This window comes from Streptomyces sp. NPDC022552, from assembly GCF_055561875.1.
On sequence record NZ_JBVHGJ010000006.1, the window covers coordinates 162,075 to 181,073 of the forward strand.

Sequence of the window (18,999 nt, forward strand, 5' to 3'; positions counted from 1 at the left end):
GGCAACTGGCCGCCTCCCCTGTCATTGGCCGCCACGGCCGGGGTGATGCTGCCGAGGAGGGCGAGACTCAGCGTCGGCACGCCGCCCAGGGGGTGGGACGGGTTGCGGGAGGTGGCCTTGCGTTGTCACGGCCGCTACCTCGGTCAGTGGGGACGACACCGCGGCCCCCGATCGTGGTGCCGCCGGTGGCCATCATCAACATGGCCGGGGCGACAACGCGATGGACTTGGAGCGGTGCCGGCTCGACCGGGCCGCAGCTCATCTCGGACGACGGCCCCTGGAGCCGTGCGAGGTGACGCGTGGACGGGCGGTATCTGATCCGGCGATCAACCCTGTTGGCGCAGGCTGTCGATGCGGGTGAGTACTTCATCCACGTGCGGGCGCACCTGGGCCTTGAGTTCGCTGCTCCAGGTCTCGTCCTCGTAGCGGCAATTGCGGTACAGGTACCTGGCGTGCTCCAAGGGCGGGCGGTGCTCCGGGGGGAGACGGGCGAGAGCCCAGTCGGCTGCGACGCCCTTGGGTTCGATCCTGCCTGTGGCGAGCGTGGTCCAGATGCGGGCAAGGGTCAGCAGGACATTGCGGGTGTCGTCGGCGAGGTCGTCGAGGAGTTCGGGAATGCCGGCGACGCTTGCCCGGACGAGATCGGCGTGGGGCACTGGGGTGAGGAGTTGGCCGGGAGGCGGGCCGGTAAGGGGATGATCGCCTGCCAGCACCATGGTGAGCGCAATGGCCAGATCCGGCATGGGGCACGGCGGTGGAGGCCCGCTCTCCCGCAGTCCTTCACGGAGCCACTCTCCGTACAGGAAGTCTCCCATCGGCGGGAACCGCCATGGGTGGACCTCGGAGTGGACGACGACGGTGAGTTCGATCGGCCTCACGGTGGCCGTAAGGCCGGAGATCTCGAGCATGCCCTCGACAAGAGCCCGCCGCTTCCGCTCGTCCAGGCTCTGCCGTGTGACGGCCAGGACGTCGACGTCGCTGGCCGGTCTCAGGCCTCCCAGCACAGCGGAGCCGTGGAGGTACGTGCCGAGGAGCTCCGGCGCCAGGATGCCGCGAATGAGGTCGACGGTCTGCTCAAGCTGATCCATTACCTCAGTGTGGAGGACAGCTGCCGCCGGCATGCCTACATGGGCCGGCGCATTGCATTCACGGTGGACTAGGGCGCGTATCGAGTCGTGATCATCGGGTGGTCCTGGTGAGGTCTTTGATCCAGATCATCGAGGCGTGAAGGTGGAGACTGGCGAGGTAGCTGTCGGCGGTCTTGTCGTATCGGGTGTCTCACCGTCCCAGTTCCGGCCTCCTGGTACGTCACGCTCTGGGGCGGGTGAGGCATGTGGAGCCGACGTGAGCCGACCGGTGCACTGATGTCCGGGCGGGGACTCATGGGACATGGCCCGGCACCCGGCTCAGGTTCCGGGGAGGATACGGCGCGTTTCGTAGGCCCACATCGCGATCTCGACCCGGTTGCGGGCGCCGAGTTTGGCCATCAGGCTGGCCAGATGCGTCTTCACCGTGCTGAGGCTTATGTGCAGTGCATCGGCGATCTCGGTGTTCGTCAGCCCGCGAGCGACGGCGAGGAGCACCTGCTCCTCGCGGGCGGTGACGGGGGAGACCGGCTGGGCCACGGGCCGGCCGGCGGGCAGGTCCGCGAATGCCTGGAGCAGACGGACGGTGACGCTGGGCGCGATGAGCGCCTCACCGTCGGACGCCGACCGTACGGCCTGCGCCAGAAGGTCCGGTCCCGTGTCCTTGAGGAGGAATCCGCGGGCGCCGGCACGCAGTGAGCCGTAGACGTACTCGTCGAGGTCGAACGTGGTGATGACGACCACGGCCAGCGGGTCGGCGACGCCCGGGCCGGCGACCAGCCGGGTGGCCTCGAGCCCGTCGAGTACGGGCATGCGGATGTCGAACAGGCAGACGTCGGGGCGTAGTTCGCGGGCCAGACGTACCGCTTCCCGCCCGTCGGCGGCCTCGCCGACCACCTCGATGCCGGGCTGGGCGTTCAGCATGATCCGCAACCCGGTGCGGATGATCGTCTGGTCGTCAGCGACGAGGACGCGAATGGACACCGCTCTCGCTCCTCGCTCTCGGCAGTTCGGCTTCGACATGCCAGCCCCGGTCGGTATCCGGGCCGGCTCGTAGTGTGCCGCCGAGCAGGGTCGCGCGCTCGCGCAGTCCGGTAAGTCCGTATCCGTCGCGACCCCGGCCGGTGCGCCGGCCGTTGTCGCGCACGCTCACCCGTACCGTGTGCCGTTCCGCGGCGACCCGAACGACGAGCTCGGTCGCGTCGACCGCATGGCGCAGCGCGTTGGTCACCGACTCCTGCACGATCCGGTAGACGGCCGCGTCCACGGCCGGGGGCAGCGCGTCCAGTTCGCCGTCGAGCCCCAGGTCGACCCTGAGGCGACCACCCGGGGTGCGCACCAGGCGCTCCAGATCCGCGACTCCGGCAGGGGGCGCCAGCTCGGCGCCGACCCCGCGGTCGCGCAGCGCGGCGACCATGGCGCGCATTTCCTCCAGCGTGCGCGCCCCTTCCTCCTCGACCCCCTCCAGCGCCTCGACGGCGGCGGACGGGTCGGTGCCCGCGAGCACCCGGCCCGCCTGGGCGATGATCACCATGGCCGACACGTGGTGGGCCACCGTGTCGTGCAGTTCCCGGGCGAGCTGCTCGCGCTCGCGGGAGCGCACCTGCTCCAACTGCCGATCGCGAGCGGTCACCCGGAACCGCACGGCAGCCCCGACCACGCCGGGCAGCAACAGGAAGACGAGGCCCACGACCTTTTCGACGACCGGGGTCTCGTCCGTGACGACACACAGCGCGCCGACCGCGAGGATCACCGCGCCGCCCAGCACGATCTCCCGTCCCGATCCCCACCGGGGCAGCGCGTACACCAGCACGAGCACGACGGCGCCGGTGTACAGGCCGACGGGCTCGCGCGGTGCGGCGACGAGCGAGGCCACGGGAAGCAGGGTCACCGAGCCGAACGCCAGCGTCACCATCGCCAGCGGGCGGGTCCGGCGCCACAGGGGCAGCAGGCACAGCCAAACGGCGAGCACCGCCGCCACCGGCCGCCACACGACGTTCTCGCGCAGGGTGGCCTCCAGCGCCACACCGGCAAGGCCGGCGGCGAGCAACGCCCAGTCCCGCCACACCCGGTCGGGCGCGTGGGGCGGCCGGGGTTCGGTCCACAGGGTTCGCAGGTCGTCTCGGAGCACGGTTCTCAGCCTAGGGACCGCGGCGTGCCGCGCATCGGCCGAAAGGACGGGTCGTCACTCCGCCCCGGGGCCGACGGCTCCGCGGCCTGCGGGCCGATGCCGCGGAGCGCCGTGGCGACGAGCCTCGGTATCGGCGGCCGTACAAGGACGGCCGACGAGGTGGTTGGAGGACCCGATGCTCTCGAAAGCCCTGTTGCGCCTGGGCGCAAGCGCCGCCCGCCATCCCTGGAGGGTGATCGCGGCATGGCTGATCGCCACCACGCTCGCCGTCCTCGCCGCCGTCGCCTTCGGCGGGCGGACCGCGGACTCGATGACCGCTCCGGGACTGGACTCCCAGCGGGCCGCGGAACTGATCGAGCGGGCAGGCACCGGCCAGGAGGGGATGACCGCCCAAGTGGTCGTCACCCCCCTCGACGACGGTGCGACGTTCTTCGACGACGACGGCGCGCGCACCGCTCTCACGCGGCTGCAGACCGAGGTGAAGCGGCTGCCGCACGTGCTCGGCACGAGCGACCCGGCGGGGGCACTCGACGCGGGCGGGGACACCGCCGTGCGCGGCGGCCTCGTCTCGGCCGACGGGCGGATCGCAGTCGTCCGGGTGCAGTATCCCGACCAGAGCCGGCTGTCGGCCGAAGACCTCGACGCCCTCGTCGATCTCGGCGACCGGCTGCGCGCCGAACTGCCCCTGCGCATCGAGATGGGCGGGAACCTCTTCTACGCCTTCTCCGACCCCGACGGCGGCGCGAGCGAGCTGATAGGCATCCTTGCCGCGGCCGCAATCCTGTTCTTGGCGTTCGGTTCGCTCGTCGCCGCCGTACTGCCTATCGGCATGGCGATCTTCGGGCTGACCATCGGAGTTGCCACGATGACGGTACTGGCGGGGGTGGCAGAGGTCCCCACCTTCGCACCGGTCCTGGGCAGCATGGTCGGGCTCGGAGTGGGCATCGACTACGCGCTGTTCGTGCTCGCCAGGCACCGGGAGTACCTCGCGTGCGGGCTCGATCCGCAGGCGGCGGCCGGACGAGCGGTGGCAACGGCGGGACGGCCGGTGGTCTTCGCCGGCGGCACCGTCGTCGTGTCGATCCTCGGCCTGGCGGTCGCGAACGTGCCGTTCATGACGGTGGGCGGGGTTGCCGTCTCGATCGTCGTCCTGACGATGGTGCTCGCGTCGGTGACGCTGCTGCCGGCCTTCCTCGGCGCGGCGGGCCCGCGCCTGGCCCGGGACGGCCGGATCGGCCGGGCTCTGCAGACCAGGAAGCTGGGCCGACTCGCACGGCGGCGGGACCCGGCGGCAGGCGCCGCCCACGCCGCCGGGTGGCGTCGCTGGATCGGGCACGTCAGCCGGCACCCGGTGCCGTACGCGGTCGGCGCGGCGGTGCTGCTGCTGACCGCGACGCTGCCCGTGCTCGGCCTGCGCGTCGGCCTGCCCGACGACGGCTCACTGCCCCACAGCCGTACCGAGCGCCGGGCCTACGACCTCGTCGCCGAGGGGTTCGGCCCGGGCACCAACGGTCCCCTCGTCATCGCCGCGGACCCCACCGGTGATCCGGGAGTGCTGGACCGAATCGTCGCAACGGTCGCGGCGGATCCGGGCATCGCATCCGTCGCGCCGACGCACATCGATCGGGCCACCGGCATCGCGACCCTCGTGGTGTTCCCGACCACCAGCCCTCAGGACAAGGTCACGGCCGACACCATCGCCCGGCTGCGCACCGACGTGCTGCCCACGGCGATCGGGCACGGCCCGGCCAGGGCCCACGTCGGCGGCGCCGCCGCGAGCCTGTCCGACGTGGGCCAACGCACCAGCCAACGCCTGCCGGTGTTCGTCGCCGCCGTGCTGGCGATGTCGTTCCTGCTGCTGATGCTGGTCTTCCGCTCGATACTCGTACCGCTCAAGGCGGTGCTGCTGAACCTGCTGAGCATCGGCGCGGCCTACGGCATCATGGTCGCGGTCTTCCAGTGGGGCTGGGGAGGCGCACTCATCGGGCTGGAAGCGACGGTTCCGATCGTGTCGTTCATCCCGATGTTCCTCTTCGCCATCCTGTTCGGCCTGTCGATGGACTACGAGGTGTTCCTCCTCTCCCGCGTACGCGAGGAGTACCTGCGCACCGGCGACAACGCCACGGCGATCGTTGAGGGCGTCTCGCGCACCGCCCGGATCATCACCTCGGCCGCCCTCATCATGGTGGCGGTCTTCCTGTCCTTCGCCGTCGCCGATGACCCCTCCACCAAAATGTTCGGGCTCGGCCTGGCCACCGCGATCTTCATCGACGCCACGGTCGTACGCATGGTGCTGGTACCGGCGACCATGACACTCCTCGGCCGGACCAACTGGTGGCTGCCGAAGTGGCTGGACCGGATGCTTCCCCGCGGCCCGGTCGGCACCGACGACACCGACGCGGAATCCACGGGTGAGGCCCCGCGTCCACGGCTGGTTGACCGTTGACTCAACTCCTGCCCGCCCTTGGCGTCCGGCACTTCAGCGCGTCACCTAGGGGCATGTCGAGTCGTGATCATCGGGTGGTCCTGGTGAGGTCCTTGAACCAGATCATCGTGGCGCGCAGGTGGAGACCGGCGAGGTAGCTGTCGGGAGTCTTGTCGTATCGGATGGCGATGCCTCGCCATGCTTTGAGCCTGTTGATCAGGCGTTCGACGGTGTTCCGCTCCTTGTAGAGATCGGCGTCGTGGCTGACGGGTCGGCCACCTCTGGAGCCCTTCTTCTTCCGGTTGGCGGCCTGGTCCTTCTTCTCCGGGATGACCGCCTTGATGCGGCGTTTGCGCAGGTGCGCGGTTTCCGCGGGACGAGTACGCCTTGTCCCCGGCGACCGCGTCCGGCCGGACGCGGGGTCGGCCGACGGGCCCGCGTACCCGTACCTTCTTCAGGACGGGGATGAACTGCGGGCTGTCCGCTGCCTGGCCTGTGGTCAGGATGAACGCCGGCGGGCGGCACTTGCGGTCGGTGGCGAGGTGGACCTTGCTGGTCTACCCGCCTCTGGAACGACTTTCGGTCTCTTGCCCGTTCTTCTCTTCGAGGCCGCCCCCATGACTTCGCCTTCTCCTCCTCGGTCGTGGTGGGCTTGGGCGGTGGCGGAGTCGATGCCGACCAGGGACAGGTCCACCTCACCCCGCGTCGCGGCTTCCGTGATCAGGCCCTCCAGCAGGGCCTCGAAGACGCCGGCGTCACGCCACTGCCGGAAGCGGTCGTGGACGGTCGACCAGGCGCCGAACTCCGTCGGCATCTCCCGCCACTGCCCGCCCGTCTTGAACCGCCAGATCACGCCCTCGAACTGCTGCCGCAGTCGCGCGGGGTACGGGCCGTACCCGCCGATCGGCAGGTAAGGCTCGATTAACTCCCAATCCAGATAGGTCAGTTGCACTCGCGTCACGTAGGACCGTCTATCGGACCGGACCGTGCCACGAAAACACATCCCGCAAATTGATCACGACTCGATACGCGCCCTAGGGGTCTCGGGCGCGCGAGCCGGATCGGGGGTGGGCGTCGTTGTCCGTGTTCGGCTGTACCCGGGGTTTTCCCGCCTTGCTGGGCGCAGGCCGTGCACCGCGCGCTCTCCGTCCCCGCCACCGCACAGGTCGCCCCGGCCGCACCAGTCGGCGCCGAGGTCCTCGCCTCGTCGACGCCCTGGAGTTGGTCCAGATAGCCGACAAGTTCAGCACGGGCTGCCTGTGTTGAACCGGCAGGTCGGAGCCACGGCATCTGGCAAGATCAGCTCGTGGGTGGACATACGGTGACTTTGAGCAGAATCGAGTTCGCGGACTGGCGCGCTGTCCACTCCTGGGCTTCCCTCGCCCAGGCCTGCCGCTTCCAGACCTGGGGACCGAACACCGAAGAGCAGACGCGTGCGTTCGTGATGACTGCGGTCGATGCCTGGGCACACTCACCTCAGGAGCGATTCGCTTACGCGGCCCGTGTCGAGGACGATGTCGTCGGCATGGGTGAGCTGCACATCCGGAGCCGAGCGCAACGCCGGGGCGAGATCACCTATGCCGTGCATCCCCGGGTCTGGGGGCAGGGCGTCGGAACGGGGATCGGGCAGGAACTGCTCGCGCGAGGGTTCGAGGATCTCGAGCTCCACCGCATCTATGCCACCTGTGACCCACGGAACCTCGGGTCGGCTCGGGTGCTCGGCAAGCTTGGGATGACACGGGAAGGACGTCATCGTCACACCGCTCTGATCCGAGACGGTTGGCGGGATTCCGACATGTTCAGCATCCTCGAGGACGAGTGGCGTGAGATGAACGGGCACACCGTCCACGTACAGCCGCGCCGGTAGGTCCGTTCGCGCAACAGTCACCCTGGCCGTTCCACCAGTTCCGCGTGCCGGGGCCGGTGCGCGGGTGGTGTGGTTCTACAGTGCATGAATGTCCCATAAGGCCCCTTCTCCGGATCGGCAGCCTTCCGTCCGGAACCGGGGGTGGGTCTGGTGGGTGCCCCCTGCGGCGGTGGCTCTGGATCTGGTGGCGGAGGCGGCGCTCGGCGGGCGGGAGCCGGTCAGTTTCCTGCTCACGGGCGTTCCCCCGCTTGCCGCCGCGACGCGCGGGCCGAAAGGCACCGCCGTGACGTCGGCGGTGTGTCTGGCGCTGCAGGTGCTGCTGGCGTGGCGGCGTCCGGGGCACCTTGACGAGCAGCATCATGTGGCGCTGTATGCGGCTACCTTCCTCGTCGGCGTGGTCAGTGTGCTGCTGGCTCGTCAGAGGGAGCGCGCGCAAAGGCATCTGATCCGGGCGAACTCGGTTGCGGAGGCCATGCAGCGGACCCTGTTGCGGCCCGTACCGCCCATGCTCGGGCGAGTGCGCGCCGCGGGGTACTACGCGGCGGGGGAGGACGGCACGAGCGTCGGGGGTGATCTCTACGACGTGTGCGCGACGCCGTTCGGTGTTCGGGCGATCATCGGCGACGTGCGGGGCAAAGGGCTGGACGCGGTCCAGACGGTGGCCGCAGTCCTGGGGAGCTTTCGGGTATCCGCGCACGAATGGCAGGACCTGCCCGTCCTGGCGGACCGGCTGGAGCTGAGTATCGACCGCAACGGCCCACGCGGAACGGCCAGCGACCCAGAACTGTTCGTGACCGCACTGGTCATGGAACTCGACCAGGACACTGTACGCATCGTGGACCGCGGCCACCCACCGCCGATCGCCGTCGGCCCGCGCGGGGCACGCCGCCTGGCAACCACCCCCGAGGTCCCCCTCGGACTCACTGGTCTCTCCTCCGTTTCGGCGGTGACGACCGAGCACAGACTGCGGCCGGGCGAGGTCCTGGTCGTCTATACAGACGGCATCAGCGAGGCCCGCAACGCCGACGGCACGTTCTACCCCGTGCTGGAGCGTCTCAACGAGCACTTCAGCGGCGCCTCCGCACCGGACCCGGAGGCGGTCGTGTCGTTCCTCGAAACCGACACCAGGCACTGGTCGGCCGTCCCCGACGGAGACGACCAGGCCGTCCTCGCCATGACCTTCGACTGAGGTTGCCCCTGACGTCAGTAGCCAGGACCGAAGCTTCGTGGAAGTCACACGAGTCTCAACACCAACGTTGATCGGCACGTCTGCTCAACTTGTCCTACAGGCGCCCCCTCGACGTCCCGCGCGCCGGTGTTCCTCGCGATCCGGACGCCCTTCACCTCGCCGTCTGCAACACGGCCCGGCAGGCGTGACCCTCGTCGCCAGCGCCGGCACCTTCAACGTCGGCTTCGCCATGAAGGCACCGGCCGACTATGACGAGGTCCTCACCACCACCGTGATGACCGACTTCGACGGCAGGCAGGGAGGAAAGGCCGCCCCCACCTGCTACGGGGAGGACCTGAGCACCTTCGGATACCTCGACGACCAGGCCGCGATCCCCTTCAGCGACTTCGCGCGCTCCGCCGCCGACCGGCGTCACACCATTGCCGCTCCCGGAATCTGCCTGGAGACCGCGCCCCGTCCCTCGGACCCCGGCCCCACCCTTTTCGACGGCGTGACCACGGCCACCGCCATCGTCACGGGAGTCGCCGCGCTGTGCGTGGACTCCGGCAGGTGCGGGACCGACACCCCGGCCGAGAATGTGCGCACCCTCGTGAAGGACGCAGCCGTCCATGGCCGGCGCCACCCTGGGTTCGGGTTCTACGGGGACCCGCTTCAGCCCATCAGGGGCCGCTTCTACGGACCCTTGGTGTCCGCCGCGCTGTACTGAGCCGGGCCTCCCCTACATGTTCGGAATTGGGCAACGAGGACTGCTGGACTATGAGTCGACTGCGGAGCGTACTACCCGGCCTCGTCGCCGGTCTGGTGGTCTCTCTGGCACGGCACGGGCCCTCGAACAGCCCGCCCGGTCACAGGAATCGGCGGATCGGCTGGACGACCACTTCCCGGGCCCGCTGGACGACTGAGCGTCTCTTCCACCGGCCCGCCCGGATCGGTTCGCTCACCGCCACGTCCGCCTCGAAGTGCTCGTCCAGCGTCGAGGTGAACTCCTGGTCCAGGACGGCGAGCATGACCTCCTCGTCGTGATCGAGGGAACGGCGGTTGAAGTTCGTCGAGCCGATCAAAGCGGCGACGCCGTCGACCGTGATGATCTTTGCGTGCATCATCGTCGGCTGATACTGGTAGATCTTCACCCCGCAGGCGGTGAGGTCCTCGTAGTAGTACTGGCCGGCCAGTTGGCACACCCGCTTGTCCGTGTGCGGCCCGGGGAGCACGATCTCCACCTCGACCCCGCGGCGTGCGGTGGCACACAGAAGTTCGATGAAGTACGCGTCCGGCGAGAAGTAGGCGGTGGCCAGGCGGAAGCGCTCCTCCGCGGACTCCAGCATCACGCGGATCAGAGTCTGCATGTCCTGCCAACCGAAGCTGGCCGAACCGCGTACCACCTGCACGATGGCATCGCCCTGAGGGCGGTGTTCGATGAACCGGTCGCGCTCGTCGAAGAGTTCGTCGTGGCACTCGGCCCAGTTCTGCGCGAACGCGGCGGCGATGCCGTCCACCGCAGGTCCGCGGACCTCGACGTGCGTGTCGCGCCACTCGTTCTCGTTGCGCGCGTCACCGCACCACTCCTGGGCGATCCCCACCCCGCCGGTGAACGCGGTCTCCTCGTCGACGACGAGGACCTTGCGATGACAGCGGTGGTTCTGCTTGAGCGGCGAGAGATACAGCGGCTTGCGGAACCAGGCCACCTGCACGCCGGCCCGCTCCATCGTGTCCAGCTGCTCGGTCTCGATCAGGCGGCTTCCGAACCCGTCGAGCAACAGCCGCACCCGCACACCGGCCCGCGCCCTCTCGGCCAGGGCCTGGGCGAACTGGCGGGCTATGTCGCCCTTCCAATACACGAACGTCATCATGTCCACCGTGTGCTCGGCGCGGCGGATCCCCGCCAGCATCGCGGCGAAGATCTCGTCCCCGTTGCGCAACGGAACGAGCTTGTTGCCCTCGGTCGCCGCGATCCCGATCAACCGCTCCAGACGCCGCCGTATCCGCGCGATCCGGTCGTCGCCGGACGGCGCGCCGAGGGCCTGGGCGGCCTGCCGGGTGTCCTCGGGCGGTTCTTGCGTACTGGTCATGGCGTCCCCTGGCCGGAGCACGACGAAGGACGTTGGGCCGCGGTACCCGGTCCGGCGCGGGCTGAGCGGCCAGCCGACTGTACCCCCGGGGCAGGTGCAGGACGCTGGGCGCATGTGTCCGCGTCGGCGGGGCAGGCGGCAGATACCTCGACCTAGGGAGTTCATCATGATGGTTGTCGGCATTGTGGCTGTCTGTATCGTTCTGGCGATCCTCGCCTTTTTCGTCCCTCGTCTGTCCCGTCACCCAGAACGCGGCACCCAGCGCACCCTTGGAGCCGGATCACGCGCCGGCGGCAAGGCCCCCGGCCTCCTGGGCAGGATCTTCAGCAAGCCCTTCCGGAGCAGCTCCAAGGCCGTGGGCCGCAGCGGCTCCGCCGGCCGCCGCGCGCGAGGCCGCATGCCGTTCTGAGGCCACCTGCGGAGCCGGGCCGCCCTGGTGGCGCTCTGTCCCGGGGGCCGGCACGTGGCTCGACGTGGCTGACCCATCCGTACCGTCTGGTGGAAGCCGATCCACCCCAGGTACCTCAAGGTGAGGCGGACGGCACGCCATGCGGCGGGATACCGAGGTTCGCGACCCGGACGAGCTCGCTCCGGCCGTCGGCGAGGTGCCCCCAGGTCCAGCAGGGGAGGCCGCACACAGCCAGCGACCTCGCGATCCGCTCGGACTCCAGAGACGGCACCCTCGCGCACGCCCCGCTCACCGACGCCCTGCACAAGGACGCCCCCGATCTTCCCGGCTCCGCGGCCGTGAGCGCTTGGGGCCCTCCCCACGCCTCCTCGCTCCTGGGAGCGATGGGGCGGTGGCTCTCCGCGTCTGTCTCGATCGGCTCGTGGACCGGCTCCGCGGAGGTGCAGGGGCCGAGCACGTCCGAGGACGGCAGGTCCGCGAGGCGCTCCACGAACATGGCGCCGCTCCCGCCGGCAGAGCGGCCGTCGGATCGCACGGGCCTTGCCGTACGGCAGCTGATGATGCCTCAGGTTCGAGAGAGCTCCTGGTCGCAGCACTTGGTGTTCGCGCGTGCCGGCGGTGTGGTGACGGGTGACGAGGGAGCCGGACTCGGTGGCGCCAGGGCGTCCCCCCTCGGCCCGGTGAGGTGCTGCTTCACGGGCAGGGGAGAGTGCTTGAGGTCCGCTGAGAGGGGAGGGTTCTTCCTCGTTGTCCGGGGCGGGAGCGGGAGAGCGCTGTGGAGTCCTGGTCTGTGGTGGTCCTCGTCGTGTGCGGCGTCGAGTTGGGTCTGGAGCCCTGCGAGTCCTGTGGCCAGGGCGAGGCGTTCGGCGACGGTCATCGTGGCGATGGCGTGATGGAGCGTGCTGTCGCGCCGCTTCCGGATGTGCTGCAGGTACGTGGAGCCTTGGGGGGTCAGGCGCAGGGTGATCTCGCGGCCGTTGTCAGGGCATGGCAGGCGTTCGAGGAATCCCATGGCCTGCAGGCGGTCGCACATGCGGGTCACCGTCGGCGCCGCGGATGCGAGCCGTTCGCAGACGGTGCGCATCCGGACGCCATCCTCGCGGTCGACGAGGTACATCACGCGCAGTTGGGAGGTGGAACTGGGCGCGGGGCCGGGGCGGGTGGAGTTTCTGGCGTGCTCCCACATCACGTCGAGGAGTTCGGTGATGCTGCTGGCGAGGTGGGTCGCCTCGTGCCTGGCCTTGCGGGGGGCGTCGTCGGGTGCAGTCATGATGTGCCCTCGGTGGTGTGCGTCTGCCCGGGGGACGGCCGGGCAGTGGCTCAGGTGGTGCCGTCCGGTCCGGTGGGGCGGGCCGTCATGACGTTCTTCTCGTGTGCCGGGTTCTGCGCGGCGCGTGCGGGGAGCGGCGCGGTGAGGTGTTCGAGGGTACCGGTGAGGGCGAGGAGCCGGTCCAGGTTCGCGGGCCGGTCGTCCAGGTGGAGCTGCACCTGTGCCGCGGTGACGCGGCGGCTGATCATCAGCAGGATGGACAGGCCCGTGGAGTCGATGAGGCCGAGGCCCGCACAGTCGAGATGGAGATCTGTCAGGCCGGGCCGGGAGGCGACCTGGTCCGTCGCCTCCTGCAGGAGGAGGTCGGCGTTGTCGTAGTCGAGATCGCCGTGGAGCTCTATGCGCACTGCGTTCGGGGCGCCGACCGTGACCAGGCGCAGGTGTTCGTGGGGCAGTCTGGTCATGCGGTCTTCCCGGCGGGGGCGATGTGAGCGGTGGTGAGCGTGTGCGTCGCGAGCTGGAGGATACGGACAGCGCGGGGGAAGTCCTTGAGCTCGCGGGCCAGCAGGCGCAGCGCCGGTGGGAGACTCTGCGGGGGTACGCCCCGGGCGCCGAGGATCTGCGCGGTCCAGGTGATGAATCCGGTGAAGAGCTCGTCGTCGTCGAGGTAGAGGGCGGTGGCGAGGAACTCCACGATGTGCGCGAGGTCTTCCGCGGTGCGCTCGCGCTGCAGATCGGTGTAGGCGGCCATGGCCGGGAAGGCGTCTTCCAGCGCGGTGAAGACAGCACGCACCATGGACGGGCCGCCGCGAGTGATCATGGTGTATTCCTGGTCACCGAGATGCGGCAGGTCGTCGATCTGCTGGTGATCGATCTGCGGGCGGGGCAGCCGCCCTTGGACGAGGAGGTCGGCGGCCGCGCGGGCGTCGGGGGCCCAGGCGTCCGCCCCCAGGAGTTTCGCGTACCGGCCGGCGGGGCCGAAGGCGGCGCCGCCGACGAGGACGGGGACCCCGATGGCCTGGCACGCGGTGATCGCCGCGTGGGCGGTGGGCAGCCTCGTCGCGATCGAGCTGGACAGGGCGACCGCATCGGCGTTCGTGGTGTGCAGATGCGTGATGAGGTGCGGGGAGGGGACCTGCGCTCCGAGATAGTCGATCTGCCAGCCTCGTAGCTTCAGGACCTCGGCCAGCAGGCGCGCGGGCAGGGCGTGCCACTCGCCGTCCACACAGGCCACGGTGACCCGGCCCCGGGAGATCGCGGTACGAGCAGCGGGGTGCACGCTCACAGCGCCGACAGCCCGGTCGTTGATGGCGGTCGCGGCGTGCTCCTGGGCGACGCTCATCCGGTTGGCCGCCCACTCCTCACCGACCCTGCCCTGCACCACCGCGATCGCATCGAGCAGAACGCTCTCCGGGTCCACCCCTTCGTCGAGGGCGCGCAGGACCAGCTCGGTGGCCGTGTACTCGTCTCCGGCCGAGACGGCGGTCCACAGCTGGTCCGCCAGCTGCCGCAGCCGCGTGTCGTCGGAAAGGCGGGGAGAGATGCTCGTGTTCATCCGGTGTACCTGCCCCGAGTGTGGCCGTTCACCGCGCTCAGGTGATGGGAGCGGGGTGCGGCAATCACCACGACGGCCATGTCGTCGTGACGCCGGCCGCCGAGCCATTGGTCGGCCAGCATCTGGACGTGCTCCACGATCCCTTCGGCGGGCATGCCCGCACACCCGGAAAGCGCGCGCTTGAGGCGTTCGTCGCCGAAGAGGTCGTCACCCATCGGCCCGCCCTTGGCCTCGATGATTCCGTCGGTGTACAGGACACAGGACTCCCCGGGCGCGAGGGACACGGTGGCGGTGGCCGCGGAGATCTTGGGCATGGCCCCGACCAGCGTGCCCCGGGTCTCGGCTTCCTCGACGCTGCCGTCGGCGCGCACGATCAGCGGAGCCGGGTGGCCGCCGCTGGTCAGCCTGAGGTCCACCTCATTGTCCCGGCGTACGGCGGAGGCGAGGACCAGTGTCGCGAACCGGGTGTGATGGGAGGTGAGCAGCGCGGTGTTCAGCAGGCCGAGCATCCGCTCGTGGTCGTCCGCCAGGGGCAGCAGCGCGTGCAGGGTGTTACGGATCTTGCCGGTGAGCACGGCCGCCTCCAGTCCCTTGCCGCACACATCCCCGAGCGTGACAAGGGAGGCTTCCCCTTCGACGGCGGCCGGATGCACATCGTAGAAATCACCGCCGATCCGCTCGTGGTCCGCCGACGGCCGGTACCGGCCGGCGAAGTCGACCCCGGAAATCTGATGCAGCGTCGGCGGCAGGAGATCGCGCATCAGCACGTCGGTGATCGAGGCCTGCTCCGCATACAGCCGAGCGGCCGACAGCGCCGCACCCGAGCGGGCGGCGAACAGCCGGGCGAAGACCTCCTCCTCCTCGCTGAAAGCGACGCTGTCCGCCTTCCGCAGCAGAATCAGAGCTCCGGCAGGGACACCGTGCCCGGGCAAAGGGGTGATCACTATAGAGCCGACCGCCCCGAACCCCTCAGGCACCATCCACTCGGGCGCCGTCGCCGGATCGATCCACCGCGAGGGCACCGGCGGGAACCCGCGCAGCGCCTCTCCCAGCCCCGGCACCTCGTCCGGGTCCACCGTCTCGTGCGCCAGAGTGGGCGAACCTCCGCGCAGGCAGGCCACGACCGGCAGCCGACGTCCACGGGTCGGCGCGACAGCCAGAGCCGCGTCGGCGAGGGTCTCCGCCGCCAGCTGCGCGGTCACCTCCATGCAGCGCCCCAGATTGAGGGAGGAGAGCAGAGCACTGGACGCTTTGGCGAGGAACGAGGTCCGCTCCCGCTCCATGCGCAGCGCTTCCCGGGCCAGTTGGTGATCGGTGTCGTCGACCAGCCACCACACCACCGAGCCGTCATGACGCACGCTTGGGTGCGCCTCGAACCGGCGCCCTGCGATCACACCGGAAAGCCTTGCGTCCGTCTTCGGGACGGTCCGTGGGCCAGGGAGGAGCAGATGGTGGTGCGCGGCAGCGAGCCAGCCAGGGGCCGCATCCGCCAGAGCTGACCCGGGGACTGCTGCGGGCATGAGTGCGCGTGCCGCGTCGTTTCCTTGGAGGAGCCTGCCTGCTGCGTCAGCGACCAGCATCGGGTACGGAGCGCTGCTCCACAGAACGTCAGCCTCCGTGGTGGAGACGGTTTGCGCTGGGGTGTCTGCCAAAAATCGAGGACCCGCTACGCGAATCCCTCACCTCTTTCGCTCGATGGAAGCTTGCCTATCGGCAACCATTCCGCACCGTGCCGCCCTCGCGCAACCAGCCCCCTGCCCGGCACGCGGATCCACACAATGTGAAGGAAAGGTGACCTCGCCTGCTCTGCGGTACCAATGGGATGAGTGTGACAAAAGCTACCTGACGTGCACTGTCCGTCCTACCGCGAGACGCCCTGGCCGTGCGCCGTCACTCACCGCACCGTGGGCGGGACCGTAGGGCCGCGAATCCGATGGGTGCGACCGGTGCGAGGACATCGCCCGCGGGTTCCCCCAGCGCTTACGCACGCAGAGCCCTGCACGTCAATGCACAGTGCCGGGCGTGGGGGCAGCAGGCTCCGGGCCATGAGCAAGCCTCTACAGGCCCGGGAGCGGTTCCTGATCGACGTCGCGGCGCCGGTGGCCGGTGCGACGCTCGGGATCACACTCGGGGCCGAGGAGGCGCGAGCGCGAGACGGGATCGCGGAGCGCGGCGCCGCACTTGCGGCACCAGCGGCGGGGCAGGCGCGGGACGGAAGTCCCTGTCAGGGGCTCGTGCTGGGCGGGCTGTTGGGCCATGACCTCATTGTGCGGGTCGGTGGTAAGTCGCTCCGAGCAAGGCTCCGCAGCACGGTCGATACCGGGTTCGTCCTGTGGAAGGGCAGCTCACCCGCCTGGTCCAGCGCTCCGGCCGGACCGACAAGCAGTTTGACGACGATGAGAAGCGCCTCGACGCCCTGAAGGAGAGCCGGAAGCCCGAGGGCTGGTACCGCTACGGACCCCCGCATCCAGCGACGAGCAGGGAACCGCCCCGCCTGCCTCGCCGTGTGTTTGCGGCTGTCAGTTGAAGATGTCCAGGAGGTCCAGCCAGGAGCCTGAGTCCTCGGCGCGGCGGGGTCGCATCGGGCGCGGATCTGGGTACGTCTCTGCTGCGGCCCTCGCGCGGACGACGTCGGGTCCGCCGCACGCCGCGACCGCGAAGGCGCCGAAAACCTTGGCGAACGCAGCCGGGTCGCGGAATTCCACGCCGAACGCTCGGCCGTCCCGCAGCGGCACCCACACCACCCGGTCGAATCGTGTCCATTCCAGTACCGGCTGGTCGTCCGCGGTTGACCGCCCCTCCAGCCACAGCAGCGCCACGTGCAGCAGGTTTACCTTCTCCATCGGCAGCCGCTTGCGCCGCACCCGCAGTTCATGCGCCGTCAGCTCGACGCGCTGATCCTTCTTCGGGTACCAGACGACGCCGATCCCGAACGGCACCCACAGCAGGATCCAGATCATCGGCCAGACCAGAGCGTCGCTCCACGACCGGAGCAGCCCACCGTCCAGCAGGTACAGGGCCCCGAAGACCAGAACCCACTTCGTCGTCATTCGCCAGAACCCGCTGCCCTGTCGGTACAGGACCCGTCGCTTCCCCGATATCGCCATGCCCGCACGCTATCCGCCGCTCCGCGGCTCACCGTAGGCGCTCAGGAGCGCGCCGGCCCGAGCCACCGAGGGATCGGGATGCAGTGACGCTGGTCAGCGACGAGACGGCGGGCGAGGAGCCCGCTGAGAGCCTGTTGCTGGACGTCGGCAACGAACAGCTGGTGATCGCCGTTGACTCGTCGTCGTCGGCCGCCTGCAGCCGATGTCTCGGCGTGCGTACTCGGACGTCGAGACTGGGCATGCTTGTTGGGCCTAGGCTCTCAGGGATGCAGCGAGCTGAGGTTCTGAAGCGAGTGATTGGCATCCTGACGGAGGCTGAAGAGATCCGTCGCGCCGCGGAGGCTGGTGAGGAAGACGACAGCTCCGAGTTCGGATCCAGCGTGGTGACGCAGATGCTGAATGAAATGCTGCCCGCCATCAGCGTGCCGGCCGATGCCACCCCGCAGGAGGTGGCCCGGCTGGTCGCCTCGGCTCTGGGCCCCGCGCTGCAGACCATGGTCGCCGGCTTCACCTTGGCGTTCACCAGCCTGGCCATGACACACGACAGGGGGCAGAGCGACATCTCCTCGGCCGAGGTGCTGCAGACGCTGGCCTTCCAGGTGGAGGCCGGGCTGTTCGACGAAGGCCCCTGAAGACGCGTTCCATGTCCGGCAGGGAGGACTGAACGGCAGGAGCGTGCTGCTGACCTCCTGGCGCCGTGAAACCGGTCTCCCACATCCCCGGGACCACCAAAGCCCTGGTCCCGCGAGCGAGTCCGCGTGCGTGATCGCCCGCTCCGGCACCTCCGCCGCAACCGCCCGCAGCACCTCCGCCCCCGGCCGTGACCCTTGGAGGGCGCAGGTGCTGAGTGCGGCAACATGGGCCCCCGGGGCACCCGCCATCGAGGACCGGCAACCGTGTAACGGCTCCTGCTTCCGCGCTCGGCGACAGGGGCCCGTTCTTTCAGCCATTGGCCAGTCGTCCTATTGAATGCAGGCAGCGGAGTGTCTCTCCCGCGCTCGGGTTTTGAGCCTCGGCCAATCTGGCAGGCTGAACGATCAGTTGCGCAAGCGAGTCCTGTTGGCTCACTGATCAATGTCAGATGCGAGCCGTAGCTTCCCCACATGGGTATGTATCTGGTGGGCGTCGGTGCGGAGGAATGGTTCGGCGACGAGGAAGGCGGATGGGGGGAAGCTGCTTCAGCGCTCAACACTGAACTCGGGCGACGGGGCCTGCCGCCCTACGAGGACGTACCTCCAGCGACGGACTTCGCACCTGGTTCGGGGCAAGCCTTCGAGGAGAAGATGGCTCCCTCCATGACCGGGCTCCTCGCCTTGTGCCAGGCACACCTGTCACGGGAGGAAACGGAGATCCTCTGCGGCTGGACCGTACTCGTGCCCATCTCGCTCGATGAGGAGATCTGGTTGCCCATCGACTCCGCCGACTACGACTCCATGGTCGCTGGCGCTCCCCAGGTACTACGGCTCGCCGAGAAGCTGGCGGCAGCCATCGATCTGCCGGCCGAAACCCCGGCGACGTGCGACAACCTCGACCTGAGCACGTGGTTCAGGCGCCAAGCAAAGGGGCTGGCCGCTACTCGAACAGGACCGTGGAGCAAGGACCTGGACACAGCCTTCTACGTCGCACTGTTCCTGCGCGCTGCCCAGCACTCGATCCGACGTGGCTGCCCCATGGTCTACACCTGAGACCCATCCTCTGCCCCACTGTTCTCCCGGCGGAGATCACTCACTGAGGCTTTCTCAACGGTGATGATCACTTCCAGATGCCGTAGAGGACGAGGGCAGCGCGGGCGATGTCGCCGACCCTGTTCGGGCTGAGGGTGAAGTTCGGCGCCGGCGCGGTCGCCCCAGGGCGCGGACGTGACGGTTCCCGGTCACGAGCGGCCGCCGCTG

At 69.5% G+C, this 18,999-nt stretch carries 16 protein-coding genes and 2 pseudogenes; 8 read left to right on the forward strand and 10 right to left on the reverse strand.

The genetic code is table 11. The features are described from left to right. Nucleotides 1-326: 326 nt before the first annotated feature. The 3 genes from ACZ3OF_RS18440 to ACZ3OF_RS18450 all read right to left on the reverse strand — a co-directional run bounded on the left by ACZ3OF_RS18440 (nucleotide 327) and on the right by ACZ3OF_RS18450 (nucleotide 3,216). Nucleotides 327-1,121: an aminoglycoside adenylyltransferase family protein gene (locus ACZ3OF_RS18440; RefSeq protein WP_361675430.1), complete on the reverse strand. Its 795-nt coding sequence runs from the start codon at nucleotides 1,119-1,121 to the stop codon at nucleotides 327-329. Nucleotides 1,122-1,406: 285 nt separating this feature from the next. Continuing rightward, on the reverse strand, nucleotides 1,407-2,069 hold the full coding sequence (locus ACZ3OF_RS18445) for a response regulator (protein WP_150497990.1): 663 nt from the start codon (nucleotides 2,067-2,069) through the stop codon (nucleotides 1,407-1,409). Further along, nucleotides 2,044-3,216, reverse strand: a complete 1,173-nt coding sequence (locus ACZ3OF_RS18450; protein WP_361675427.1) for a sensor histidine kinase — start codon at nucleotides 3,214-3,216, stop codon at nucleotides 2,044-2,046. Before ACZ3OF_RS18450 ends, ACZ3OF_RS18445 begins: the two co-directional genes overlap by 26 nt. A 175-nt stretch (nucleotides 3,217-3,391) precedes the next feature. Here ACZ3OF_RS18450 and ACZ3OF_RS18455 point away from each other — a divergent pair, with 175 nt between their 5' ends. Further along, the gene (locus tag ACZ3OF_RS18455; protein ID WP_467305595.1) at nucleotides 3,392-5,662 is read left to right on the forward strand and encodes an MMPL family transporter; all 2,271 of its coding nucleotides are present in this window, start codon (nucleotides 3,392-3,394) and stop codon (nucleotides 5,660-5,662) included. Nucleotides 5,663-5,729: 67 nt separating this feature from the next. Here the strand turns inward: ACZ3OF_RS18455 and ACZ3OF_RS18460 are convergent. Further along, a pseudogene (locus tag ACZ3OF_RS18460) lies at nucleotides 5,730-6,602 on the reverse strand (IS5 family transposase). 360 nt (nucleotides 6,603-6,962) lie between these two features. Between ACZ3OF_RS18460 and ACZ3OF_RS18465 the strand changes: the two are divergent. The 3 genes from ACZ3OF_RS18465 (at nucleotide 6,963) to ACZ3OF_RS18475 (ending at nucleotide 9,403) form a co-directional block, all read left to right on the forward strand. Then, a complete protein-coding gene (locus tag ACZ3OF_RS18465; protein WP_361675809.1) occupies nucleotides 6,963-7,508 on the forward strand; it encodes a GNAT family N-acetyltransferase in 546 nt (181 codons plus the stop codon). 169 nt (nucleotides 7,509-7,677) lie between these two features. Next, the gene (locus tag ACZ3OF_RS18470; protein WP_361675421.1) at nucleotides 7,678-8,697 is read left to right on the forward strand and encodes a PP2C family protein-serine/threonine phosphatase; all 1,020 of its coding nucleotides are present in this window, start codon (nucleotides 7,678-7,680) and stop codon (nucleotides 8,695-8,697) included. Nucleotides 8,698-8,881: 184 nt separating this feature from the next. Then, nucleotides 8,882-9,403 carry a S8 family serine peptidase gene (locus ACZ3OF_RS18475; RefSeq protein ID WP_467305597.1) on the forward strand — a complete coding sequence of 174 codons (522 nt, stop codon included), beginning with the start codon at nucleotides 8,882-8,884 and terminating at the stop codon, nucleotides 9,401-9,403. A 139-nt stretch (nucleotides 9,404-9,542) separates the two neighbouring features. On the opposite strand, the gene ACZ3OF_RS18480 is transcribed toward ACZ3OF_RS18475, so the two are convergent. Further along, nucleotides 9,543-10,766, reverse strand: a complete 1,224-nt coding sequence (locus ACZ3OF_RS18480) for a phospholipase D-like domain-containing protein (RefSeq protein ID WP_467305599.1) — start codon at nucleotides 10,764-10,766, stop codon at nucleotides 9,543-9,545. A 166-nt stretch (nucleotides 10,767-10,932) separates the two neighbouring features. Between ACZ3OF_RS18480 and ACZ3OF_RS18485 the strand changes: the two genes are divergently transcribed. After that, nucleotides 10,933-11,175, forward strand: coding sequence for a DUF6411 family protein (locus ACZ3OF_RS18485; protein WP_361675412.1), 243 nt, complete (start codon nucleotides 10,933-10,935; stop codon nucleotides 11,173-11,175). 769 nt (nucleotides 11,176-11,944) lie between these two features. Here the strand turns inward: ACZ3OF_RS18485 and ACZ3OF_RS18490 are convergent. From ACZ3OF_RS18490 to ACZ3OF_RS18505, 4 genes and pseudogenes are all read right to left on the reverse strand, one after another. Continuing rightward, nucleotides 11,945-12,445: pseudogene (locus ACZ3OF_RS18490) on the reverse strand (MarR family winged helix-turn-helix transcriptional regulator); the annotation flags it as partial. Between the two features lie 50 nt (nucleotides 12,446-12,495). Beyond that, entirely contained in the window at nucleotides 12,496-12,909 is a 414-nt protein-coding gene (locus ACZ3OF_RS18495; RefSeq protein ID WP_361675406.1) for an STAS domain-containing protein, read from the reverse strand. Further along, complete coding sequence (locus tag ACZ3OF_RS18500; RefSeq protein WP_467305602.1) at nucleotides 12,906-14,000, reverse strand: cobalamin B12-binding domain-containing protein; 1,095 nt, start codon at nucleotides 13,998-14,000, stop codon at nucleotides 12,906-12,908. The genes ACZ3OF_RS18495 and ACZ3OF_RS18500 overlap by 4 nt, the downstream gene beginning before the upstream one ends. Next, nucleotides 13,997-15,580, reverse strand: coding sequence for a PP2C family protein-serine/threonine phosphatase (locus tag ACZ3OF_RS18505; protein ID WP_361675400.1), 1,584 nt, complete (start codon nucleotides 15,578-15,580; stop codon nucleotides 13,997-13,999). Before ACZ3OF_RS18505 ends, ACZ3OF_RS18500 begins: the two co-directional genes overlap by 4 nt. 465 nt (nucleotides 15,581-16,045) lie before the next feature. Here ACZ3OF_RS18505 and ACZ3OF_RS18510 point away from each other — a divergent pair, with 465 nt between their 5' ends. Then, nucleotides 16,046-16,420, forward strand: coding sequence for a hypothetical protein (locus tag ACZ3OF_RS18510; protein ID WP_467305604.1), 375 nt, complete (start codon nucleotides 16,046-16,048; stop codon nucleotides 16,418-16,420). 99 nt (nucleotides 16,421-16,519) lie between these two features. Here ACZ3OF_RS18510 and ACZ3OF_RS18515 read toward each other — a convergent pair whose 3' ends face one another. Further along, nucleotides 16,520-17,050 carry a hypothetical protein gene (locus ACZ3OF_RS18515; protein ID WP_467305606.1) on the reverse strand — a complete coding sequence of 177 codons (531 nt, stop codon included), beginning with the start codon at nucleotides 17,048-17,050 and terminating at the stop codon, nucleotides 16,520-16,522. A 140-nt stretch (nucleotides 17,051-17,190) separates the two neighbouring features. On the opposite strand from ACZ3OF_RS18515, the gene ACZ3OF_RS18520 reads away from it, so the two are divergent. Beyond that, the gene (locus ACZ3OF_RS18520; protein WP_467305608.1) at nucleotides 17,191-17,739 is read left to right on the forward strand and encodes a hypothetical protein; all 549 of its coding nucleotides are present in this window, start codon (nucleotides 17,191-17,193) and stop codon (nucleotides 17,737-17,739) included. Nucleotides 17,740-18,210: 471 nt separating this feature from the next. Beyond that, nucleotides 18,211-18,792: a hypothetical protein gene (locus tag ACZ3OF_RS18525; protein WP_361675388.1), complete on the forward strand. Its 582-nt coding sequence runs from the start codon at nucleotides 18,211-18,213 to the stop codon at nucleotides 18,790-18,792. The last annotated feature ends 207 nt before the right edge of the window (nucleotides 18,793-18,999 follow it).